Source organism: Sulfuritalea hydrogenivorans sk43H (assembly GCF_000828635.1).
Classification (GTDB): Bacteria; Pseudomonadota; Gammaproteobacteria; order Burkholderiales; family Rhodocyclaceae; genus Sulfuritalea; species Sulfuritalea hydrogenivorans.
On record NZ_AP012547.1, the window covers coordinates 2,039,052 to 2,061,943 of the forward strand.

Annotated in this window: 21 protein-coding genes, 1 tRNA gene and 1 other RNA gene; 17 read left to right on the forward strand and 6 right to left on the reverse strand. The window is 63.2% G+C overall.

Annotated elements, in window-relative coordinates:
• Window positions 1-103: 103 nt before the first annotated feature.
• The 5 genes from SUTH_RS09900 (at window position 104) to ssrA (ending at window position 4,110) form a co-directional block, all read left to right on the forward strand.
• The gene (locus tag SUTH_RS09900) at window positions 104-1,420 is read left to right on the forward strand and encodes a TRZ/ATZ family hydrolase (RefSeq protein WP_070099339.1); all 1,317 of its coding nucleotides are present in this window, start codon (window positions 104-106) and stop codon (window positions 1,418-1,420) included.
• A gap of 79 nt (window positions 1,421-1,499) precedes the next feature.
• Entirely contained in the window at window positions 1,500-2,168 is a 669-nt protein-coding gene (locus SUTH_RS09905; RefSeq protein WP_041098951.1) for an OmpA family protein, read from the forward strand.
• Between the two features lie 169 nt (window positions 2,169-2,337).
• On the forward strand, window positions 2,338-3,045 hold the full coding sequence (gene ubiG / locus SUTH_RS09910; protein WP_197539569.1) for a bifunctional 2-polyprenyl-6-hydroxyphenol methylase/3-demethylubiquinol 3-O-methyltransferase UbiG: 708 nt from the start codon (window positions 2,338-2,340) through the stop codon (window positions 3,043-3,045).
• Window positions 3,038-3,697 (forward strand): HAD family hydrolase, encoded by a 660-nt coding sequence (locus SUTH_RS09915; RefSeq protein WP_041098953.1) that lies wholly within the window; start codon window positions 3,038-3,040, stop codon window positions 3,695-3,697. The genes ubiG and SUTH_RS09915 overlap by 8 nt, the downstream gene beginning before the upstream one ends.
• Window positions 3,698-3,748: 51 nt before the next feature.
• Window positions 3,749-4,110, forward strand: a transfer-messenger RNA (tmRNA) gene (gene ssrA, locus SUTH_RS18840).
• 78 nt (window positions 4,111-4,188) lie between these two features.
• Here ssrA and SUTH_RS09920 read toward each other — a convergent pair.
• Window positions 4,189-4,620, reverse strand: coding sequence for a hypothetical protein (locus SUTH_RS09920; RefSeq protein ID WP_041098955.1), 432 nt, complete (start codon window positions 4,618-4,620; stop codon window positions 4,189-4,191).
• A 124-nt stretch (window positions 4,621-4,744) separates the two neighbouring features.
• A tRNA-Thr gene (locus SUTH_RS09925) sits at window positions 4,745-4,820 on the reverse strand.
• Between the two features lie 68 nt (window positions 4,821-4,888).
• Here SUTH_RS09925 and SUTH_RS09930 point away from each other — a divergent pair.
• The 4 genes from SUTH_RS09930 to SUTH_RS09945 are packed head-to-tail and all read left to right on the forward strand — an operon-like array spanning window position 4,889 to window position 9,332.
• The gene (locus tag SUTH_RS09930; RefSeq protein ID WP_070099340.1) at window positions 4,889-6,415 is read left to right on the forward strand and encodes a sensor histidine kinase; all 1,527 of its coding nucleotides are present in this window, start codon (window positions 4,889-4,891) and stop codon (window positions 6,413-6,415) included.
• Between the two features lie 2 nt (window positions 6,416-6,417).
• Window positions 6,418-7,059 carry a response regulator gene (locus SUTH_RS09935; RefSeq protein WP_041098957.1) on the forward strand — a complete coding sequence of 214 codons (642 nt, stop codon included), beginning with the start codon at window positions 6,418-6,420 and terminating at the stop codon, window positions 7,057-7,059.
• Window positions 7,060-7,065: 6 nt separating this feature from the next.
• The gene (locus tag SUTH_RS09940) at window positions 7,066-8,865 is read left to right on the forward strand and encodes a GGDEF domain-containing protein (RefSeq protein ID WP_041098959.1); all 1,800 of its coding nucleotides are present in this window, start codon (window positions 7,066-7,068) and stop codon (window positions 8,863-8,865) included.
• A 35-nt stretch (window positions 8,866-8,900) separates the two neighbouring features.
• Window positions 8,901-9,332, forward strand: coding sequence for a CBS domain-containing protein (locus SUTH_RS09945; RefSeq protein ID WP_041098961.1), 432 nt, complete (start codon window positions 8,901-8,903; stop codon window positions 9,330-9,332).
• Between the two features lie 12 nt (window positions 9,333-9,344).
• Here SUTH_RS09945 and SUTH_RS09950 read toward each other — a convergent pair whose 3' ends face one another.
• Window positions 9,345-11,762, reverse strand: coding sequence for a serine/threonine protein kinase (locus SUTH_RS09950; RefSeq protein ID WP_041098963.1), 2,418 nt, complete (start codon window positions 11,760-11,762; stop codon window positions 9,345-9,347).
• Window positions 11,763-11,820: 58 nt separating this feature from the next.
• Between SUTH_RS09950 and SUTH_RS09955 the strand changes: the two genes are divergently transcribed.
• The 8 genes from SUTH_RS09955 (at window position 11,821) to SUTH_RS09990 (ending at window position 19,910) form a co-directional block, all read left to right on the forward strand.
• A complete protein-coding gene (locus SUTH_RS09955) occupies window positions 11,821-12,045 on the forward strand; it encodes a YdcH family protein (protein WP_041098965.1) in 225 nt (74 codons plus the stop codon).
• A gap of 12 nt (window positions 12,046-12,057) precedes the next feature.
• Entirely contained in the window at window positions 12,058-13,341 is a 1,284-nt protein-coding gene (locus tag SUTH_RS09960; RefSeq protein ID WP_041098967.1) for an O-acetylhomoserine aminocarboxypropyltransferase, read from the forward strand.
• Between the two features lie 3 nt (window positions 13,342-13,344).
• The gene (locus SUTH_RS09965) at window positions 13,345-14,148 is read left to right on the forward strand and encodes an alpha/beta fold hydrolase (protein WP_041098969.1); all 804 of its coding nucleotides are present in this window, start codon (window positions 13,345-13,347) and stop codon (window positions 14,146-14,148) included.
• A gap of 4 nt (window positions 14,149-14,152) precedes the next feature.
• A complete protein-coding gene (locus SUTH_RS09970) occupies window positions 14,153-14,929 on the forward strand; it encodes a DUF2189 domain-containing protein (protein ID WP_041098971.1) in 777 nt (258 codons plus the stop codon).
• Window positions 14,926-16,113 carry an MFS transporter gene (locus tag SUTH_RS09975; protein WP_197539570.1) on the forward strand — a complete coding sequence of 396 codons (1,188 nt, stop codon included), beginning with the start codon at window positions 14,926-14,928 and terminating at the stop codon, window positions 16,111-16,113. Before SUTH_RS09970 ends, SUTH_RS09975 begins: the two co-directional genes overlap by 4 nt.
• On the forward strand, window positions 16,110-16,769 hold the full coding sequence (locus SUTH_RS09980) for a lysoplasmalogenase (RefSeq protein WP_041102155.1): 660 nt from the start codon (window positions 16,110-16,112) through the stop codon (window positions 16,767-16,769). Before SUTH_RS09975 ends, SUTH_RS09980 begins: the two co-directional genes overlap by 4 nt.
• A 50-nt stretch (window positions 16,770-16,819) precedes the next feature.
• Window positions 16,820-18,193: a diguanylate cyclase domain-containing protein gene (locus tag SUTH_RS09985; RefSeq protein ID WP_052473516.1), complete on the forward strand. Its 1,374-nt coding sequence runs from the start codon at window positions 16,820-16,822 to the stop codon at window positions 18,191-18,193.
• 100 nt (window positions 18,194-18,293) lie between these two features.
• Window positions 18,294-19,910 (forward strand): NAD(P)/FAD-dependent oxidoreductase, encoded by a 1,617-nt coding sequence (locus SUTH_RS09990; protein ID WP_041098975.1) that lies wholly within the window; start codon window positions 18,294-18,296, stop codon window positions 19,908-19,910.
• Between the two features lie 131 nt (window positions 19,911-20,041).
• Here the strand turns inward: SUTH_RS09990 and SUTH_RS09995 are convergent, their stop codons facing one another.
• The 3 genes from SUTH_RS09995 to SUTH_RS10005 are packed head-to-tail and all read right to left on the reverse strand — an operon-like array spanning window position 20,042 to window position 22,862.
• The gene (locus SUTH_RS09995) at window positions 20,042-21,010 is read right to left on the reverse strand and encodes a nickel-dependent hydrogenase large subunit (protein WP_041098977.1); all 969 of its coding nucleotides are present in this window, start codon (window positions 21,008-21,010) and stop codon (window positions 20,042-20,044) included.
• Window positions 21,007-22,401 carry a PAS domain-containing sensor histidine kinase gene (locus SUTH_RS10000; protein ID WP_084207338.1) on the reverse strand — a complete coding sequence of 465 codons (1,395 nt, stop codon included), beginning with the start codon at window positions 22,399-22,401 and terminating at the stop codon, window positions 21,007-21,009. The genes SUTH_RS09995 and SUTH_RS10000 overlap by 4 nt, the downstream gene beginning before the upstream one ends.
• Window positions 22,402-22,424: 23 nt before the next feature.
• Window positions 22,425-22,862 carry a PGDYG domain-containing protein gene (locus SUTH_RS10005; RefSeq protein ID WP_041102160.1) on the reverse strand — a complete coding sequence of 146 codons (438 nt, stop codon included), beginning with the start codon at window positions 22,860-22,862 and terminating at the stop codon, window positions 22,425-22,427.
• Between the last annotated feature and the right edge of the window lie 30 nt (window positions 22,863-22,892).

A 22,892-nucleotide genomic window follows, 5' to 3' on the forward strand; every position in this document is an offset into this window, starting at 1 on the left:
AAAAGCGGACGATTTTAGCATGCGCGGGTACCCCCGGCGGGTTGTCCCCGACCGCCAAATCTGGTTGAATCAGGACATGAATTCACCCTCTGCTCCGGGCGCAATGTCCGCCGAAATCGACCTCCTGATCCGTCCGGAGTGGATCATTCCCATCGAACCCGCCGGAACCACGCTGTCCGGACATGCACTGGCGGTGAACGACGGAAATATCCTTGCCCTGCTGCCCCATGAAGAAGCCATGCAGCGCTTCCGGCCGCGACGGACGGTCGAATTGCCCGGCCAGGTCGTGCTGCCGGGCCTGATCAACCTGCACACGCATGCCGCCATGAGCCTTTTGCGCGGCTACGCAGACGACCTGCCGCTGATGCGCTGGCTGTCCGAGCGCATCTGGCCCGCCGAAGCGCGCCATGCCGGGCCGGATTTTGTCCGTGCCGGCACCCTCCTCGCCTGCGCCGAAATGCTGCGTGGCGGGATTACCACCTTCAACGACATGTACTTCTTTCCGGACGCCGCCGCCGAAGCCGCCCGACGAGTTGGAATGCGCGCCGTGCTTGGCATTGTCGTGATCGAATTCCCCACCGGCTATGCCGCGGACGCCGACGATTATCTGGCCAGGGGCCTGGCGGCCCGCGACGCATTGAGCGACGACCCGCTGCTGAGTTTCTGCCTCGCGCCGCACGCGCCCTATACCGTCGCGGACAAGACCTTCGACAAGATCGCCACCCTCGCGGCACAACTGGAAATTCCCGTTCATGTGCACCTGCATGAAACCGCCCACGAAATCGAGGAAAGCCTCAAGCAGCATGGCGTGCGTCCCGTTGAACGCATGCGCCGACTCGGCCTGCTCGGGCCGCAGTTGATCGCGGCGCATGGCGTGCATCTGGACGCTGGCGAAATCGATCTGCTTGCTCATGAAGGCTGCCATGTCGCGCATTGCCCGACCTCCAACCTGAAACTCGGCAGCGGCATTGCCCCCGTCTCGGCGATGCAATCGCGTGGCCTGAATTTCGGTCTGGGAACCGATGGAGCAGCCTCGAACAACCGCCTCGACCTGTTTCAGGAGATGCGTCATGCCGCGCTTCTGGCCAAGGGTGCCAGTCAGAATGCCGAGTCGCTGGATGCGCATGCAAGCCTCCATGCGGCCACGCTGGGCGGCGCCCGCGCGCTCGGACTGGACGAACGCATCGGCTCCCTGCTACCCGGCAAGGCCGCCGATCTCTGCGCGGTTCGTCTCGATGAGTGGCTGCTTCAGCCGTGCTTTGATCCGGCTTCCCACCTTGTCTACGTTGCCGGGCGCGAACAGGTCACGCATACCTGGGTCAACGGCAAACTGGTAATGAGCGCAGGCGTTCCGGTGCAAATCGGCATTTCAGAATTGCTTGACATCACAGGTTTGTGGCATACTCGCCTGACGTCCTGAAGCGATGCCGCACTCAGGGAAAAGATGAAACGCCTGACTCTGTCACACTTAAACCCAACAAACCCAACAAGGGGGGAACATGATCAATAGCGCCAAACATTCTCTGCTGCTCGCCACTCTGCTCGGGCTTTCCGCTTCCGCTCTCGCCCAGACGCCGGGCGTAGACATGAAGGGCACCGTCGGTTACGCCATTGACCAGCGCGGTTTCGTTGTAAAAAGCGGTACCGGCCTGTGCTGGCGTACCGGGTACTGGACCCCGGCCATGGCCGTGGAAGAATGCGATCCGGATCTGGTGAAGAAGGCCGAACCCGCCCCCAAGAGCCGTGCCGTGGCCGCTGCGCCCGCCGCCGCACCCAAGCCCGCCGCCCAGAAGGTGACGCTGGCCGCTGACGCGCTGTTCGACTTCAACAAGGCTGATTTGCGTGCTGAAGGCAAGGCCAAGCTGGACAAGCTTGCCGGCGACATCAAGGGCATCAAGCTCGAAGTCATCATCGCCGTCGGCCACGCCGACCGTTTCGGTACCGACGCCTACAACCAGAAGCTGTCCGAGAAGCGCGCCGAGTCGGTGAAGGCTTATCTGGTTTCCAAGGGAATCGAACCGAACCGCGTCTACACCGAAGGCAAGGGCGAAAAGCAGCCGATCACCAAGCCTGATCAGTGCAAGGGCCCGAAGAGCAAGAAGGTCATCGATTGCCTGCAACCCGATCGCCGCGTCGAAATCGAAGTCATCGGTACCAAGGCTCAGTAATACCGTCCGACTCCGGAAAAAGCCCTGCCCCGCAGGGCTTTTTTTTGCCTGCCCCCGTCCCACCAGGGGATACCGTCCCTGCGGGACATAAAGGGGAATTCCAGGCACGCAAAGCGTGCATCATGCTTGCTGCCGGCTGCGGTATCCGAGGATAATCTGGAACGCCACCATGAACATGAACAGCAACGCCGATCCCCGCGAACTGGACAAATTCGGGGAAGTCGCCCATCGCTGGTGGGATCCGAACTCCGAATTTCGTCCCCTGCATGACATCAATCCGGCCCGTGTGGCCTGGATTGACGGTCACGCCAATCTCAAGGGCAAACAGGTAATCGACATTGGCTGTGGCGGCGGGTTGCTCAGCGAAGGCATGGCGGCCCTGGGCGCGCAGGTCACCGGAATCGACCTGTCCGAAAAAGCACTCGGCATCGCCCGCCTGCACCTCTTTGAGAGCGGGCATGCCATCGACTATCGCCTGATTTCAGCCGAAGCCATGGCGGAAGAGGCCCCGTCCCGTTTCGACCTCGTCACCTGCCTGGAGATGCTGGAGCATGTACCCGATCCGGCCAGCACCATTGCCGCCTGCGCCCGACTGGTGAAGCCCGGTGGCCAGGTATTCCTGTCCACCATCAATCGCAACCCGAAAGCCTACATGCTTGCGGTGCTTGGCGCCGAATACATCTTCAATCTGCTGCCGCGCGGCACCCATGATTACACGCGCTTCCTCAAGCCGGCCGAACTCGCGCGCCTGTGCCGCGCCGCGGGACTCGAAGTCCTCGAAATCACCGGCTTGCGCTACAACCCGCTGAAGCGCGATGCCTCAATCGGTGCCGATACCGATGCGAACTACCTGCTCAGGGCCCGACGCAATGCCTGAGGCGGTACTTTTCGATCTCGACGGCACCCTGGCCGATACCGCGCCCGATCTGGGTGGCGCCCTCAATCAACTGCTGCTGGAGCAAGGGCGCGGTCCGTTGCCGATGGAACAATTGAGGCCCCATGTATCTTCCGGTGCCCGCGGCATGATCGGCGCCGGTCTCGGCATCACTCCGGCTGATCCTGCTTACATGGCCCTGCAGCAGCGATTTCTGGCGATTTATCAGGAGGCGCTGTGCGTCGGCACGCGTCTGTTCGAAGGCATGGCCGAGCACCTCGACGAACTCGAAACGCAGGGCATTCCCTGGGGAATCGTCACCAACAAGTCGCAGCGTTTTGCGATTCCCCTGATGGAAGGGCTCGGCTTGCGCCAGCGCAGCCTCTGCATCGTCTGCGGCGACAGCGCCCAGCGCTCCAAGCCCCATGCCCACCCCATGCAACTCGCCAGCGCCGTGATCGGGATCGCGGCGGCAGATTGCATCTACGTCGGTGACGATGAGCGGGATGTCATCTCCGGCCGCGCAGTCGGCATGAGGACCGTGGTCGCTGCCTGGGGTTATCTGGGGGACGGCAAGCCTCCGGCGGCATGGGGGGCCGATGCCATTGCCGCGTCGCCGCAAGATATTCTCGGCATCGCGGCGGCAAACCGATAGAATCGCACTTGCAATCCGCAGATCGGGCTCCATTTGATCTGCACGATCCCAGGGGGCGACATGGCTTCGACATGGGTGACAAAGCATGCAGGGCATACCGAGGATCCGGGTACCTCGTAAATCCATCTGGAAAGCACTAACTGCCAACGACGAGCGTTACGCTCTAGCCGCTTAATTGCGGCTGGCTTCCGAACTGGCTTTCTCACGGGCCAGGCAGCGCAAGCTGCATCGGAATCATTTACGTGAGATAAGGCCATGCAGTGTCGCGATGCATGGTTCGAAAACCCAGCGAATCGCCTGTAACCAGCCTGTCCGTCGGCGGGGCGCGGGTTAAATCAAATGACGCGGCTAAGTATGTAGAACTGCCTGTGGCGCGCTTATGGACGCGGGTTCAATTCCCGCCGCCTCCACCATTTAGTCGTTTCAGGCAAAAGGCCGCCAGCGAGAGCTGGCGGCCTTTTGCTTTCATCGACAGAGCCCTGAAAACCCGGTCAAGGTGCCAGGCAAGCCTTTGCCCCGGCTTCGGCCCCGATTCGTTTGAGCAGGACCACCTTGGCTTCGCCAGTCAGTTTGTCGTCAAGAAACGCTGCGTCGGCTTCGGTGGCAAAACGCTGACACTCCGGCTTCGCCAGGATTCTGGTGCGATATTGATAGACAACAGTCACCTCGTTCTGGACAGCGGGTTGATAAGGCTTCTGCTTTGCCGGCGCTACGGGCGCCGCCGCGTTGGCGGCGAGCGGCAACGCGCACGCAACCATCAGGGCACATTTCAGGACGGATCGAACCGCCTTCACAAGCGTGAACATGAGTGTTCTCCAGATCAGTCGATATCGGTTTTGATTCAGCCCGGCTGGCTGCACGAAAGCCACCGGCAAGGCAAATACTACCGCCATTCCGCCGCTACGGATGGTGCCGCGTTGCATTATGCAAGGCGTGAAGCCGGGTCGAAAGTCGGCGCTGGCGACACGGCGGGCAGGACCCGAAAGCAAGCGTGCAAGCCGTGTCCGGCGAAAAAAAGGCCCCCATCGCTGGGGGCCTTGGTGCCACTGGTGCCGGCAGTCGGAATCGAACTGACGACCTACCGCTTACAAGGCGGTTGCTCTACCAACTGAGCTATGCCGGCTCGAATCGAATTATAGCGGAGGCGATCCGCTGCTATAAACTTCGTTCTCACCGCTTTCGACTTCGCACATGGTCGCCAGTTCGTCTCCTCGCCAGCCTTTGCACCTGCTCGTCATCGCAGCCTCCGATGAGCTTGCGGCGCATCTGCGTCCGGTCTTTGCCGAGGAAGACAAAGCCTGTGAATTCCAGCGCATCGGCACGCCGGCCGGCTTGCGCACCGCACTGCGCGACCAGCCCTGGGATGCCGTCCTGTATATCCCCGGCGTTTCCTCGCTCTCGGTGCAGGCCGCGGTCAGGCAGATCGATGAATCCGGCTTTGACTTGCCCCTGATTCTTGTCGCCGGCCCCAATGACGAACGCGGCACGCAACGGGCAATGAAGGCCGGCGCGCGCGACGTGATCGACGCGGACCGCCTGGAACGCCTGATCCCGGCCGTCGAACGCGAAGTGCGTGAAGCCAGGCATCGTGCCGACCACCGCGCCGCACTGGAAATGCTCAACGAGAGCCAGGCGCGTTTCGATGCGCTGGCATCCAACCTGCCGGGCATGCTGTTCCACCTGCGTCGCGATGCCGAAGGCGAATTCCGGTTTCTGTTCGTCAGTGAAGGCTGCCAGAAACTTTTCGGTTTCAAGCAGCAGGATCTTCTCGCATCGGCCGGCAGGCTGTTCGAAGCCTTTGATGCGGACAAGCGCAAGAGCCTTGAAAATGCCCTGCGCGAATCCGCGGCCAAGGGCACCCTGCTCAACTGGGAAGGCCATACCCGCGGCCGCACCCGGCAGAAATGGATCAACCTGCGTTCCACGCCCCACCGCTTCGATTCCGGCGTCGTCGAATGGCGCGGGATTGCCACCAATATCACCGACAGCAAGGAAAGCGAAGCAGAGTTGCGCGGCTCGCGACAGCAACTCGCCGAGCTTTCAACCCACCTCGAAGCCGTCAAGGAAGAAGAGCGGGAACGCATTTCGCGCGACATCCACGACGAACTCGGCTCGATTCTGGTCTTTCTGAAAATCGAGGCAGCCCAGCTCGCCAGTAAGCTGCCGGAAGGCGCCGGTCGTTTGCGCGAGAAGGCCCATTCGATCGAGAGTTTGCTTGACCAGGCGATGAGCACCGCCAGCCGCGTTGCCCGCGAGTTGCGTCCCGGCATCCTCAAGGAGTTCGGCCTGCCCGCTGCCATCGAATGCCAGGCGGAGGACTTTACGCAGCGTTTCGGCATTCCGTGCCGGGTCCAGTGCGACGAAGACGCCATCGAACCGGAGCCCGAGACCTCGCTGGCGCTGTTCCGCATTGCCCAGGAGGCGCTGACCAATGTCGCCAAACACGCGCATGCATCGCTGGTTGTCATGCGTTTGCGGCGCGAACGCGGTAACATCCTGCTCGAAATCAGGGACAACGGCCGCGGGATTTCCGAAGCGGACATGCAGAAGCCGAAGTCCTTTGGTCTGCGTGGCATTCGGGAGCGGGTATTGAGTCTTTCCGGAGAGTTTTCCATCGGCCCGGCGGAACACGCCGGCACTCACATTGTCCTGCGCGTGCCGGAAAAACCCGGTGTAGAACCACCCAGCGAAGAAGAATTGCAACGTAACCTGTTCTGACCATGGCCGACAAGATCCACGTTCTCATTGCCGATGACCACGCCATTGTGCGGCAGGGTCTCAAACAGATCCTTTCGGACACCGAAGACCTGCTCGTCACCGGAGAAGCGGATGACGGCGCCGAAGCCCTGCAGCTTGCGCGACAGCAGCCGTGGGATGTGTTCCTGCTCGACGTCTCGATGCCCAACCGGAACGGCATCGACACCCTGAAACAACTGAAGAAGGAGTTTCCTCGCCTGCCGGTGCTGATTCTCAGCATGCATCCCGAGGAGCAATACGCGGTGCGCGCCCTGAAAGCCGGCGCCTCGGGTTACCTCACCAAGCAGAGCGCGCCGGAACAACTGGTCACCGCCATTCGCCAGGTTGCCTCGGGCAAGAAATATCTGAGCCCGGCCGTTGCCCAGCAGCTGGCGGAAGCGATTTCGGAGAATACCGAGAAATCGCCGCACGAACGGATCACCGATCGCGAGTATCAGGTGCTGGTGCTTATCTCCACCGGCAATACGCTGACGCAGATCGCCGAAAAACTGAACCTCGGTGTTGCCACCGTCAGCACCTATCGCGCCCGCCTGCTCGAAAAAATGGGCCTCAAAAGCACGGCAGAGCTGATCCGTTACGGGCTCGAACACGGGTTGGTGGAGTAACGAGACATGTCCAAACCCAGCCAGCCATTCGAGATCGCCCGCGAAACACTGCGCCGCCTGGCGACGACCAAGACGCCGCCGACACCCGACAATTATCGGGCGATTTATCACGAAATCACCGGTTCGAAAATCGCGGAACCCTTTCCGGAGCGCTCGCTGAAGGCCCTGCACGCTGCGTTGCCGCGCGACACCGCGGAACAGATCCGTTTTGCCAGGCAGCTCGAAACCGCCATTGCCGGCGCCAACTGGGATGGAGTCGGCATGGCACTGACCGACCTGCTGGCCAAGCCCGGTGCCGAGCCGCTTGCCTGGTCCTCGCTGATTCACGAACTGGTGCAGCAACTCGACACCCATCACGCGGGATTGACGACGACCAAGAAGAAAGAGACCGTGGAGCATGTGCTGTCGGTTTCCAATTCCCCCGAACTGCTGTATTCCCGTTTGCAGTCGGCGGTCCGGTCCTGGGCGCATACGCCAATCGGCGACAGCACCGAACTGGTGTCCGCCGTGGCGCCCGAATCATCCCTGTCGTCTCCCGCCCCAGCGACGGGGTCCGGTGGCAGGCCGCTGGCGGCGGGTTCCGGACGGGATCAGCCGGCATCTCGTGGCGGCATTGGCGAACTCCAGGAGCTGATTGCCCAACTGCTCAACAACACCTTGTCCATCGTGCTGGCCGAGAATCCGGAACTGGCGCGCGAGTCGAGCGAAATCGCGGCGGCGGTGCGGGCGGCGCGCAATGAAGAGGAGCTCGGTCGGCTCGCCGAGCGCCTGAAGAAGCTCGGCTATCGCGCCCAGTACGTTGCGGAAGACCAGGCTGAACTCAAATCCGCCCTGCTGCAACTGGTGCATCTCATTATCGAAAACATCAGCGAGCTGGTGGTTGATGACCAATGGCTGACGGGCCAGATCAGCGTCGTGCGCGAACTCATCAACGAGCCGCTGACCCTGCGCCGGCTGGACGATGTCGAGCGCCGGATGAAAGATGTCATCATCAAGCAGAGCTCTCTCAAGAAGAGCCTGAACGACGCCAAGGACAGGCTCAAGCTGATGCTGGCCACGTTCGTCGACCGCCTGTCGGATTTTTCCGAAACCACCAGCGGCTATCACGACAAGATCGAAAACTGCGCGCAACGCATCAGCAAGGCCAACGACATCTCCGAGCTGTCCGACGTACTCGATGAAGTCATGCGCGAGACACGGGTCGTTCAACTCAATGCCGCGCGCTCGCGCGACGAACTGAGCGTCATGCGCACCCGTGTCAGCGAGGCCGAGCGCGAAGTGACCCGACTCCAGAATGAACTGGCGCATGCCAGCGACCTGGTTCGTCACGATGCCTTGACCGGCGCGCTCAATCGCAAGGGCATGGACGAAGCCCTGGAAAGCGAAGTCGCCCGCCTGCGCCGCCAGGGAGGATCGCTGAGCCTGGCGATGCTCGACATCGACAACTTCAAGAAGCTCAACGACAGCCTCGGCCATGCCGTGGGCGACGCCGCGCTGGTGCATCTTTCGCAGGTCGCGCGCGAGACCATCCGGCCCCAGGACACGCTGGCCCGCTACGGTGGCGAGGAATTCGTCATTCTGCTGCCCAACACGCCAATCGGCGACGCCGTGAGCGCCATGGTCCGCGTCCAGCGCGAGCTCACGCGCCGCTTCTTCCTGAGCAATAACGATAAAGTACTCATCACCTTCAGTTGTGGCGTCGCGGAGCTGCAAGACGAAGAGACGCCCTACGATGCCCTGAAGCGCGCCGATGAAGCCATGTACCTGGCCAAACGGGCAGGCAAGAACCGCGTAGTACCGGCCTGAAACGGCGGGCCTGACAATCCACAGGAGGAGTCACCATGAAGACCTTGAAACAGCTGCTTGACCAGCGTCCGCGCACCCCGATTGCCGTGTCGCCGGATGACTCCGTGTTTTCTGCCCTGGAACTGATGGCCAAGCATGACATCGGCGCCGTGCTGGCCATTGAGGGCGAACGCCTTGCCGGCATCTTCAGCGAACGCGACTACGCCCGCAAGGTCATCCTTCTCGGAAAATCGTCCAGGGAGATCCTGGTGCGCGAGATCATGACCGAGAAAGTGCTCTATGCGCGTCCCGAACAGACTACCGACCAGGCCATGGCGCTGATGACCGACAAGCGCATCCGTCATCTGCCGGTGCTCGATGGCAATCAGAAACTGATGGGCATGGTGTCCATCGGCGATCTGGTCAAGGAAACCATCTCGGAACAGGCATTCCTGATCCAGCAACTGGAGCAATACATCGCCGGCTGATCCAGACGGATGCTACATGGATTGCTTGATGGCCAGAAGCGCCTGGTTGCGCAGGGTCTTCATCAGCGACAATTCCTTTTCGGGGATGACGATGCCGCCAGCCCTGTCGCGATCGCAGTAGATCAGCCCGACTGCCTTGCCCTTGATCAGCAGCGGCAGCAGAACGAAGGTTTTGGCGATCACGGTCTTGCGATACCAGTCGGGAATCTTGCCGGCAATCTTGGGATCATCGATATCGGTGATGATGATGTCCACTCCCTTGCTGATCGCCAGTTGAAACACGTTTGGCGCGTCCTCCAGCGGAAAGCGGAATTTTCGCGCCACCTCGCTGGTGTCGGCGCCAAAGCCGAAACGCCCCACCATGCTGGCGGTCTTGGGTTCCCTGAGGCACAGCAGCACGCGCTCGAATCCCATCGCCCGATACATGGTCTCCAGCGTAATGCGCAGCACGTCATTCAATGAAAAATCGTCCACCAGCGAGTTGCTGATGTCCTGGATTCCGGCCGCGAGAATATCCTGTGCCGCATCGGGAACGCCCTCGGCATTCACCTCGCCGGTTTCGCTCTGATCGCGCAACTCCGGGTCGCCGAGCACGGTCAGTTCCAGCGCCGATGCGGTCGCCGCTTCTTCTGCCGCGGGTGGCGTTTCCTGGCGTGCTCCGGTCCACTCCTTGACATGGCGAACAAAAGGGCTTTGCGTCAGATTCACATGGAGAACGGCTGCCAGTTCCTTGAGTTCCGCAAACGACTTTTCCAGCACGTTCTGCAACTGGCTGTCGGAAAAGGACATGGCGGCATTGAAACGCTGACGCGCCGCATTCGTCGCCTGGGTTCTCTGCTCCTTCGGTACCGATGCGATCGAGGCACAGATTTCGTTGGCGAAACCGGCCACAACCCGCAGCGTCTCGTCATGTGTCGTGGGCTTTTTGACCAATCCCTCCGGCAAGGGCCGCAGGCTGTTGATGATCCCCTGCGGAAAGCCCCAGTGACGTGCAATGCCAAGTCCCAGTTCCGAGAATGACAGGCCGAAAATCTGGGTCGAGGCGATTTCGTCGGTGCAGTTCTTTTGCAGCATGACTTTTCGAACTTCGGCCACTTCTTCCGGAAAATAAAACTGCGCCAGAAGCTGGCCAACGCTATGAAACAAGGCGCAGACATAGGCTTCTTCCGCATCCCGCGCCATGAATTCCCTGGCGGCATCCCGCGCCAGGCAGCCCGCCAGATTGGCGCGCAAGAAGGCTTCCTTCAGTTCGCGCGCGCTGCCCTTGTCCTGCATGTGCTCGAACAGCAGCACCGTAATGGCGATGTTGCGCAAGGCATCGAAACCCAGCACGATCACGGCGCGCGAAATGGTGCTGATGGTGCCGCCGCCCGAGCGCCGGTAATGCACCGAGTTCACCAGGCGCAGAATCTTGTTGGTCAGGCCGTAGTCCTTGAGAATGGTATTGGAAAGCCTGTTGATGCTCTCCTTGTCGGAGCGCGTCAGCCGGTTGATCGCCGACACCGAATCCGAGAGCGCCGGAAAGTCCGTTTTGTGTTTCATGCGGCGGATCAGGAAGTTCAGCGTGTCGCGCTTTCGGGCCTCGGCCGAAGCCTCTGTCTCGGTCGTGTCGATGGGCGTGGCGGCGGCGCCAAGGTAATCGTCAAGCTGCGACTTCATCTGCGCCGCGCTGTCCGTGCGCAAGGCCGGATCGCGCGCGCAGGCCTTCAGAACGATGCCGGCCAGTTGATTGTCGATGCTGACATCGGCGGGCAGCGTCACCGGCTGGCTCAGTATTTGATGAATCATGCTGACCGACGTGCCGCCCTTTACCCACGGTGTACCGGACAGCATCTCGATCATGACCAGTCCGGCGGCGTAGACGTCTGATTTTTCGCTGACCTGGCGGCCATCGACATACTCGGGCGCGAGATAGCCGAGGGTACCGGTAATGCCCACATGTTCTTTTTCGACATCGATCGCATCGAGGCGCCTGGCGATGCCGAAATCCATTACACGCGGGCGTCCCTGGGCATCGATCAGGATGTTGGAGGGCTTCAGGTCGCGGTGGATGATCCCCGCCGCATGGGCCAGTGCCAGCGCATCGAGCACCTGGCGCATCAGATCGGCGGTACGCGCGGGAGCGATGCGGCCTTCCCTGGCGATCAGCTCGGCGAGGTTCGGGCCATCGACAAACTCGAACACGAGATAGGGATCGCCATCCTCCTCGCCGGCGTCGAAAATCGGCACCAGATTGGGGTGTCGCAAGCGGCTGACAGAGCGCGCCTCGGCCAGCAGGGCTTCATTGCGTTTGGCATCGGCGCGCGCGAAATGCAGCGTCTTGATCGCCACTTCGCGTTCCAGTTGCGGATCCCATCCAAGATAGACGATGCTTTGAGCGCCGCGTCCGAGTTCTCGACGGATTTCAAAGCGGCCGATACATTTTTCCATGGATGAATTCTAGCGTGTTCGGGTTGCCAAGAGGCCTCGGCACTCATACCATAGCGATATGGAACCCAACGATCCGACAGACCCGCCCGAGGTATTGCAGGCCCGCCTGGTTGAATTGCGCACGGAGCATCGCGACCTCGACGAGGCAATCCGCCGCATGACGATGACGCCGCCGGACGACGAGTTGTTGCTGAGACGCCTGAAGAAGAGAAAACTGCTGATCAAGGATCGACTCTCGGCACTGGAACGCCTGCTCGATCCGGACCCCGACGAATACGCCTGAACAATCCAAAACATGACCTACAACTTTGACACGCTGGCCCTGCACGCGGGCCAGGTGCCCGATGAACGCTACGGCGCGCGGGCAACCCCGATCTACCTCACCACGTCCTTCGTTTTCAAGGATTCGGACCAGGCCGCCGCGCTGTTCAACATGGAGCGCGCCGGACATGTCTACTCGCGCATATCCAACCCGACCAACGCCGTGCTTGAAGAACGCATCGCCGCGCTCGAAGGCGGCGTCGGCGCGATAGCGGTGGCATCGGGCCAGGCCGCGCTGCATCTCGCGATTGCCACCCTGATGGGCGCAGGCAGCCACATCGTTGCCAGCCGCTCGCTGTATGGCGGATCGCACAACCTGCTCGACTACACCCTGCCGCGCTTCGGCATCACCACCACCTTCGTCGATCCGCGCGATCTCGACGCGTGGCGTGCCGCGATCCGCCCCGAAACGCGCCTGCTGTTCGGCGAGACGCTGGGCAACCCGGGGCTCGATGTACTGAACATTCCCGAAGTGGCGGCGCTGGCCCATGAGCACGGCCTGCCGCTGATGGTGGACAGCACCTTCACCACGCCCTGGCTGATGCGCCCCTTCGATCACGGCGCCGACCTGATTTTTCATTCGGCGACCAAGTTTCTCGGCGGCCATGGCGTCGCCATCGGCGGCCTGCTGGTCGATGGCGGCACGTTCGACTGGGACAAGTCCGGGAAATTCCCGACGCTGACCGAGCCCTATGAAGGCTTCCACGGCATGGATTTCAGCGAGGAATCCACCGTCGCCGCGTTTCTGCTGCGGGCGCGCCGCGAGGGCCTGCGCGACTTCGGCGCCTGCATGAGCCCGATGACCGCCTTCCAGCTGCTGCAAGGCGTCGAGACCCTGCCCCTGCGCATGGAACGGCACATCGCCAACACGCGCCAGGCAGTCGCGCATCTGGTGAAGCACGAAGCCGTGGCAGGCGTCGGCTATCCGGAACTGGAGAACCACCCCGACCATGCACTTGCGCAAAAACTGCTGCCGCGCGGCGCCGGTTCCGTCTTCAGCTTCACGCTCAAGGGCGGTCGCGCTGCAGGCCGCAAGTTCATCGAAGCCCTGCGCGTGTTCTCGCACCTCGCCAATGTCGGCGACGCCAAATCGCTGGTGATCCATCCGGCATCGACTACCCATTTCCGCATGTCCGATGCGGCGCTGGTCGCCGCGGGCATCCACCCCGGCACCATCCGCCTGTCGATCGGCCTCGAAGATGCCGGCGATCTGATCGAAGACCTCAACCGCGGCCTCGCTGCCGCAGCGAAGGCCTGACCGATGCAGATCGAAATCAACGGTCAATCGGCCTACGCCTACACCGGCGGCAAACCTTTCGATGCCGGCCTGCCCTGCGTCGTGTTCATCCATGGTGCGCAGAACGACCATAGCGTCTGGGGCCTGCAAAGCCGCTGGTTTGCCCATCACGGCTATTCCGTACTGGCCGTCGACCTGCCCGGCCATGGCCGCAGCGCGGGCACCCCGCTGCCGTCGATCGAAGCTCTGGCCGACTGGATTGAATTGCTGCTGGAGAAAGTCGGCGCTGGTGATACGGCGAAAACCGTCTCGCTGGTCGGCCACAGCATGGGTTCGCTGATGGCGCTGGAATGCGCCTCGCGTCATCCGGCTCGCATCGCCCGCATCGCGCTGATCGGCACCGCCGTACCGATGCCGGTCTCCGACGTCCTGCTGGGCCCGGCGAAGGACAATGAACCCAAGGCGATCAGCATGATCAACACCTGGTCGCATTCGCCACGCGGCACCATCGGCGGCAACACCGTGCCGGGCATGTGGCTGCTGGGCGCGGCGCGCCGCCTCATGGAACGGCAGCAGCCCGGCGTGCTGCACAACGACCTGGCCGCCTGCAACGCCTACAGCCACGGCATGGACGCCGCCGCGGCACTGGCTTGCCCGGCGTTGATCGTCAGCGGCAGCCGGGACATGATGACGCACCCGAAGGCGGCCGCAAAGCTGGCCGCCGCGATCAAGGACGTCAGAAGCATCAATCTCGATGGTGCCGGCCATGCGCTGATGGCCGAGCAGCCCGATGCCGTGCTGGACGCCTTGCGCGGCTTCATCGCCTGACCCCTTGGAGGCATCCGAGGAAAAGCAGCACCCCTTCCCGACAGTCCGCAGCGGCCTGCCGCTGACTGCCCCGTTCGACTGGCTGCGCAGCGGTGCCGATGATCTCAAGGCCTGCGGCTTTGCCAGCCTGTTTTACGGAATGTGTTTTGCCGCCGCCGGCGCGCTGCTGCTGCTTGCGTTTCGCCATGCCGTGCAACTGGTCACGGCTGTCACTACCGGCTTCATGCTGGTCGGGCCGTTCTTTGCCATCGGCCTGTATGAACTCTCGCGCCGCCGCGAGGCCGGCGAGCCGCTGCATCTGATCGCCACGCTGATGGTCTGGCGCCGAAACCTCGGTGCCATCGGCATCTATTCGCTGATCCTGATCGTGCTCTACCTGGTCTGGGCGCGCGCCTCGCTGGTGATGTTCGCCCTGTTCTACCAGGGCGGGATGCCAACCCTGGAAAGCTTCATCGCGCAAATCACCCGATTCGACAATATCGAATTCCTGCTGGCCTACCTTGCCGTCGGCGGCCTCTTTGCAGGCCTCGTGTTCGCTTTTTCCGTGGTGTCGATCCCGATGATGCTGGATCGCCAGCAGGATGCGGTCACCGCCATGCTGGCAAGTTTTCTGGCGCTGGTACGCAACCTGCCGATGATGCTGGTCTGGGGCGCGCTGATCGTCCTGTTGACAGCGATCGGCTTCGCCACTGCCTTCATTGGCCTCATCGTCCTCATGCCGCTGGTAGGGCATGCCACCTGGCACGCCTACCGCGCCCTGATCGAAGCTCGCACACCATGATGACCCACAAAAAGAACATCGCATTGCTGGCCGCGGCGCAGGCCCTGCTGCTGACCAACGGCATCACGCTGGTCGCCATCAACGGCCTGCTCGGACTGCAACTCGCCGCCGACAAGCGGCTGGCTACTCTGCCGATCACCACCTATGTGATCGGCGGCGCATTGGCCACCCTGCCCGCCGCGTTTTTCATGAAGCGCCATGGCCGCCGGGCCGGCTTCATGCTCGGCGCCGGCATCGGCATGCTCGGCGCGCTGATCTCGGCCTTTGCCGTCAGCATCGGCAGCTTCTGGCTGCTTTGCCTCGGCACCGTATTTGCCGGCATCTACAACGCTTTCGGCCAGCAATATCGTTTTGCCGCCGCCGATGCGGCGCCGCTCGACTGGAAAGGCAAGGCGATTTCGCTGACGCTGGCGGGCGGCATCCTCGGCGGCGTGATCGGTCCGGAAGTCGGCAAACTGACGCGCACGCTGCTGGAACCCACCTACCTCGCCAGTTACGGCGCGCTGATCGGCTTCGCCGCATTGTCCATGCTGATCGCCAGCCGGCTCGACATTCCGCCGCTGTCGGTCAGCGAGCAGAAAGCCGTTGGCCGTCCCCTGGGCACGATTGCCCGCCAGCCCGCCTTTGTTGTCGCCGTGCTGGCGGCATCCTGCGGCTATGGCGTGATGAACCTGCTGATGACGGCGACGCCGCTGGCCATGGACATCTGCGGCCTGCCGTTTTCCGACACGGCCTTCATCCTGCAATGGCACGTCATCGCCATGTTTGCACCGTCCTTTTTCACCGGCAATTTGATCAAGCGCTTTGGCGTACTGAACATCCTTATCGTTGGTGCTGCGCTGATGTTCCTGTGCATCGGCATTGCCGTGTCTGGTGCCACGCTGATGCATTTCTGGTGGGCGCTGGTGCTGCTGGGACTGGGCTGGAACTTCCTGTTCATCGGCGGCACCACCCTGCTCACGGAAACCTATCGTCCGGAAGAAAAGGCCAAGGTGCAGGGCACCAACGATTTCATCGTGCTCGGCGTGCAGGGCCTGACGTCCTTGTCTTCCGGCGTCCTGATCGGCAGCGAAGGCTGGACCAGCCTCAACACCTATGCCCTGCCCATCGTGGCCATGACGGCACTGGCAAGCACGCTGTTGTGGCTGCGCCGGCGATCCTCGCGCGAGGCGGCGGGCACATGAATCCGGTCCTGCCCGTCGTCACCGCCGTCCTCGCGGCCTGCCTCTACCTGGTCGGGCTCGCGCTCGACATGTTCTGGCTCAAGCTGCTGACCAAGCCCTGGCTGGTGGTGGCGCTTGCTGTCGCGGTATGGAAGCACGCCGGCGACGGCGCCGGGCGCCGCATCGCCTGGGGCCTGCTGGCCGGCGCCGTCGGCGATGTCTGCCTGGCGCTGCCCAATGCCTTCCTGCCCGGCATGATTGCCTTCGCCGTCGGCCACGGACTGTATGTCCTTGCCTTCCTGCACTGGAGCCGCGCCCCGGCGCCGGCCTTGCTGGCGCCCGTCGCCGTCTTTGCCGGAACCGGGCTGTGGCTGATGTTGCCCGGTGCCGGTGCACTGACGCTGCCCCTGACGGTCTATGTGTTCATCATCGGCGCAATGATCTGGCGCGCCGCCGCCTGCGCACTGGAAACGCGAAACGACGCCTTCGCACGCTGGGGCCTGCTGGCCGGCGCCGTACTGTTCGGCTTTTCGGATTTCCTGATCGGCATCCATCGCTTCCACCAACCGCTGCCGGGCGTCGCCTTTCCCATCATCCTGAGCTACTGGGCTGGACAGGCGCTGCTCGCCGCAAGCGCGATCCGGCGTCGGGCATGGGCTGGCGGAACCCCCCAATAGGCATAGAATCACGCCCAGACACCGGACAGGAAAATACGGCCCGGCACGGAATGCACACCGCCTTTGAAAAACCCGAGCGAGCCTCCCTGTGGCTCCACTCATTGCTCTTCGCGCGCATCGCGGGCGTGGTGGTGTTCGTCGTCCTGGCCATTGCGGTGGAAGTGCTGCTGGGATTCCACAATGCCGAAACGGATGCCACCCGCAAGATGGAATCGCTTTCCTTTGCCGGCAACCTGCGGGCCCTGGCTGAAAGCGAACTGAATGCCGTGCTGTTCCTTTCAAACGGACTCGCGGGCTACCTGACGGTAAGTCAGGACAGAATCCGCCCGGACGAAATCCAGGCCATTCAGGCCGAGCTTCATCGCAACAGCCGCAATGTGCGCAACTTTGCCATTGCGCAAGGCTATGTCATCCGCTGGGTCTATCCACAGGCGGGCAACGAAAAAGCCGTCGGCTTCGACTATTCCCGCAGCGAAAGCCAGTGGCCCGGCGTCAAGCGTACGATCGACGACAAACGCGGAACCCTGGTGGGGCCGGTGCGCCTGGTACAAGGCGGTATGGGACTGATCTATCGCTATCCGGTATTCGTCAAGGACAAATACTGGGGCATGCTGTCCACAGTGGTCGATGTCGATGGTTTCCTGCGCAGTGCTTTCAAGGAGGCAGCCAACCAGCGCTACGAGTTTGCCGTGGCCGTGCTAGCGGAGAAGGGGCCGCCGCATGTGTTCTGGGGCAATCCGGCCTTGTTCCAGTCTCCCGATGCCGTCCTGCTCGATGCCAATGTGCCGAATGGCAAATGGCTCTATGCGGTGCGTCAGAAGGCGGCACCAGGGCAGTTGCGGGACTGGTCGTTGCGCATGCTGGGCTGGCTGATGGCGTCCCTGCTGGGCCTGGCCATGTACCTGCTGCTGAAAAGCCGTGTCGAGCTTGCGCAACTGGCGCTGTTCGACACGCTCACCGGGCTGCCCAACCGCCGCCTGCTGGAAGATCGCCTGCATCAGGCCCTGAGTCGCCACGGACGCCGCCCGGCAAGCCGTTGCGGACTGATCTTCATCGATCTCGACAAGTTCAAGGCGATCAACGACACCCATGGACACAAGGCCGGCGACGTCGTGCTGCAAACCGTGGCACAGCGCATCCGCGAGGAAATTCGCGCCGGCGACACGGTGGCGCGCTGGGGCGGCGACGAACTGGTGGTGGTGGTCGAGGAGACCGATACCGCCAAAATCGAGCAACTCGTCGCCCGGCTGCGGGAACTGGTCACCACGCCGATCGAAGTCGATGGGCTTGCGCTGAAGGTCGGCGTCTCGGTCGGCGTCGCCATATTCCCCGACGACGCGACCTCCTCCACCAAGCTGTTGAAGATCGCCGACCAGCGCATGTACGAAGACAAGCAGCGCGAGCGGACTGAACAAACGTCCTGAGCCGCCGTATCGCTGGCGCCGACTCTTGCCGGCGAGAACCGGAAATACAGGCTGAAGATAGAATGACGGCCTTTTTGCCAGCGGCGATGGCGTACCACCCATGCGACTGACCGAACTCAAGCTCCCGCTCGATCACACCGAGGCCGAACTGCGCGGCGCAATCCTCAAACGTCTGGGGATTGCCGCGGATGAACTCGTCGGCCATTCGATATTCCGCCGCAGTTACGACGCGCGCAAACCCTCGGCGATCGTCTTCATCTATACGCTGGACATCGAAGTACGGAATGAAGCCGCCCTGCTCGCGCGCCTGCGCGGCGATCGTCATGTCGGACCGACGCCAGACACCTCCTATCACTTCGTCACCAACGCGCCACGGACGGCGGAGTCGCCGCGCCCGGTGGTGATCGGCACCGGCCCCTGCGGGCTGTTCGCCGGGCTGATCCTGGCGCAGATGGGCTTCCGGCCCTTGATCCTCGAACGCGGCAAGGCCGTGCGCGAGCGTACCCAGGACACCTGGGGCCTGTGGCGCAAGGGGCAGTTGAATCCCGAGTCCAACGTGCAGTTCGGCGAAGGCGGCGCCGGCACCTTTTCCGACGGCAAGCTCTACAGCCAGATCAAGGACCCCCAGTATCGCGGGCGCAAGGTGCTGACCGAATTCGTCAAGGCCGGCGCCCCGGCGGAAATCCTCTACGTCGCCAAACCGCATATCGGCACCTTCAAGCTGGTCGGCATGGTCGAGAACATGCGCGCCGAAATCGAGGCGCTGGGCGGCGAAATCCGCTTCGGCAGCCGCGTCGAGGACATCGAGATCGAGCAGGGCCGGGTGCGCGGGCTACGGCTGGCCGATGGCGAGTTCATTGCCGCCAGCCACGTCGTGCTGGCGGTCGGCCACAGCGCGCGCGACACCTTCGAGATGCTCCATGCGCGCGGCGTGCATATCGAAGCCAAGCCGTTTTCGATCGGCGTGCGCATCGAACATCCGCAGTCGCTGATCGACCGCGCCCGCCTCGGCAGGAACGCCGGCAACCCGCTGCTCGGCGCGGCGGATTACAAGCTGGTGCACCACTGCGCCAATGGCCGCTCGGCCTACAGCTTCTGCATGTGTCCCGGCGGCACCTTGGTCGCCGCCACCTCGGAACCGGGCCGCGTCGTGACCAACGGCATGAGCCAGTATTCGCGCAACGAGCGCAATGCCAACAGCGCGCTGGTGGTCGGCGTCACGCCGGCCGATTACCCCGGCAGCGAAACTGATCCGCTGGCCGGCATTGCCTTCCAGCGCCACTGGGAAAGCCTCGCCTTCGAGGCCGGCGGCGGCAACTACAACGCGCCGGCGCAACGGGTCGGCGACTTCCTCGCCGGCAGGCCGTCGACAACACTCGGCTCGGTCGTGCCGTCCTATACGCCCGGCGTGCAGCCGACCGATCTGGCGCGCTGCCTGCCGGATTACGTGGTCGCCGCGCTGCGCGAATCGCTGCCCGCCTTCGGCAGGGAGATCGCCGGTTTCGCGATGGAGGATGCATTGCTGACCGGGGTCGAAACGCGCACCTCATCGCCGATTCGCATCACGCGCGACGACGAGTTCCAGAGCCTGAATACTCGCGGCCTGTTTCCCGCCGGCGAAGGCGCCGGCTATGCGGGAGGCATTCTCTCGGCGGCGGTCGACGGCATCAAGGTCGCCGAAGCCGTGGCCTTGAGCATGACCGCGCGACAGGATTAACCCAATTCATCCGCAGATGACGCAGATTTTCACGGATTAAACCGTGGCCACCGGGTTGAACGCAATCGCCGGAAAACCCGATGATCTCATCTGCGTAATCTGCGAAATCTGCGGATCCCGCTTTTCACCGTTCATAACCACTCCAGTTCCCAGCGCACGCAGGGATCGAGCGCCGCCACGGCACGGGCGGCAAAGGCTTGCACGGCACCCCGGTCGGTCGCATCCCGCCCCATGAGCCAGCCGGCCAGCGGCCCTTGCGGATGGAAATTCCATTCGGTGGGCGCGACGATGACGTAGTCGGCGATGCGGTCGCCATCGAGCGTGATCTCGTGCATCAACAGTCCGCGCGCGGTTTCCACCAGCGCGCGCCCCCGCCCGGCACCCGACGGCACCGCGCTCGCCGTACCGCCAGCGCCGACTTTCTCCGTGCCGGCAGCCCAGTCGCGCACCTCCCCGAGACGCGCCAGCCAGCGCGCGGCAAAGGCTCCCGCCGCAAGCTCCGCCCCGCCCTGCTGTCTGGCCATCGCCCCGGTTTCGGCGGCGGCCCCTTGCCAATGGGGCAGTTGCGCAAAACCGGCGTCAAGCCGGGGCCACCACTCCAGCGAGCCTTGCGCACTCAAGGGCGGCAGCCAGCGTGGCACCGAATCGCTGGCATCTTCAAGCTTTGTCAGCGCCCGACCCTGGGCTTCGATGGAAGCCGCGCCGAGCAATTCGCCAAGTTCCTTGCGCTGCCCGCCGGCGATCAACGACAGGGCCGCAACAAACTCCCGCTGCATGGCAGTGGCGCCAAGCAATGCCGGCAGGTCGAGCAGCCAGCGCCAGAGATGCTCGCGCAACGCCTCCTGCTGGATCGCCGGATCGAGGTATGGCGTGCGCTGGTTGCCGCGCGCAGCCGCCAATGCAAGCATTGCGGCATTTCCCTGGGCTTTGCCGCACAGGGAAAACAGCAAGGGCACCATGTGCACGCCATCGTCCGCCGCCCGGCCGCGCAGGTAGTGCGCAATGGCGGGCCGCTCGCTGCCGACACTGACGGCACTCAGCTTTCCTTCCGCGCTTCCCAGCCGCAGGCGGACGCAGCCCGGATCGATGCCCGCCGTCATTCCTGAATCATCGGCAGATGCAGCGAAAACAGGGCACCGCCCTTGGGATGATTGCTCACCGTGAGCTTGCCGCCGTGGCGTTCGACGATGCCGTAACTGATCGCGAGACCCAGGCCGGTGCCGCGTCCCACGGGTTTGGTGGTGAAAAACGGGTCGAACAGCTTGCCGAGGTTTTCGGCCGGAATGCCGGGGCCGCTATCGCGAAACTCGATGACCGCTTCATTGCTGCCGTCCCGCCCCGAGATGTCGAGTCGCCGCTCGCGCGCATTCTCGGTGGCGTCCGCCGCGTTCTGCACCAGGTTCATGACCACCTGCTGCACCTGGCCGGGCGAACCCGACACCTGGAGCGATGCCGGAAGGTTCAGGCTCACCTCGAACTGATTGGCGGTGGCCTTGCATACCCACTGCACCGCGCGCTCGACCACTTCGACCAGATCGAAGACGCGCCGCTCGTCACGATCCGTCGCCGAGAAACGCTTGAGCGCATCGACGATGTCGCGGGTACGCTCGGCGCCTTCCACCGTGCCGTCGATCAGCGAGGGCAGATCGTCGAGCAGGCGATCGATGCGCAGCTCGTGGCGCAAGGCCTCGCGTTCATCGCGCGGCATGTCGTTGTGGACCGCGGCCAGATAGCGCCCGAGCCGCTCGGCATAGCGTTTCATGGCCACCGTATTGCCGTAGACAAAGCTGATCGGATTGTTCAGCTCGTGCGCCACGCCGGCGACCAGGCGCCCCAGCGACGCCATCTTTTCGGAATGGATCAGTTGTTGCTGGGTCGTCTTGAGATCGTCATGGGCGCGGCGCAGCGCCTGGTAGGCGCGCCGCAGCTCGCCCACCGGACGACCGGTGATGACCAGGCCGAGCATCTTGCCGACGCCGTTGTAGCGCGGCGTGCAGTTGAGCGAAACGGGGATCGCGCTGCCGTTGGCCGCCTTGAGCTGCATCTCGAAGTCTTCCACGGCATGGCTGCTTTGGTCGGCGAACAGGCGCCCGGCATTCTGGCGCGACTCTTCGTCGGCGAACAGGTCGAATACCGAGCGCCCCGGCAAGCCGGCCGCATCAACGCCAAGCAGGGAGGCCAGCGCCTCGTTGACGGTCTCGATCACACCGGCGCGGCTGCAGACGATCAGCAGATCCGACATCGAGGTCAGCACCGAGGAAATGAACTGCTGCGTATCTTCCAGCGTGGCGTTCTTCTCTTCCAGCGCGACTTCATACTGGAGCAGATCGTTATAGACCTCGTCCATCTTGCGGATCACGTCGAGCCAGATGCCGTCCTCGGCCGAAGCGCCGGCAGCGGCCGCCAGCATTTCGACCGTCAGCGCGGATCGCGGTTCGTCCGGCTGGCTGACTGGAGCCGCGGCGGAACCGGCGCCGGAGGGTTCACTCATGCGCGGAATCCACTCCGGCAAACTCAGGCTTTGTCGATGGCACGATAGACGGCCTGAAAGCGGGCGTTCTCCGCGACGCCGAAGTCGCCGGGAGCGTATTGCAGCACCCAGTCCCGCGCCAGGCCATGCAAGACATCGCCGCCGGAGGATCGCGCCAGCGTGAATGCTTCATGCATCTGCCGCGCCAGCACCGGCACCTGTCGGGCCCGGTAGCGCCCGTCCTCGCCGGCTTGCAGCGGCTCGACCGGCAGGTATTTGGCATCGAAACGATTGCGGGAAACGCTCCAGCGGTCGCCGGTCGACCCGGTGATCAGCGCATCGCCGGCCTCGAAGCGATTGCGCCCGACGCGGCTGAGCAGATCACCCGCCGCCCTGGCAAAGACCACGTCGACAATTTCGTCCTTCACAAACAGTCCTGCCGCAGTGTCCTGGGTCAGGTCGATATTCTTGAGTTCGAGCATGTCGATGTACCGTTGAAGTATCGCGTGCGC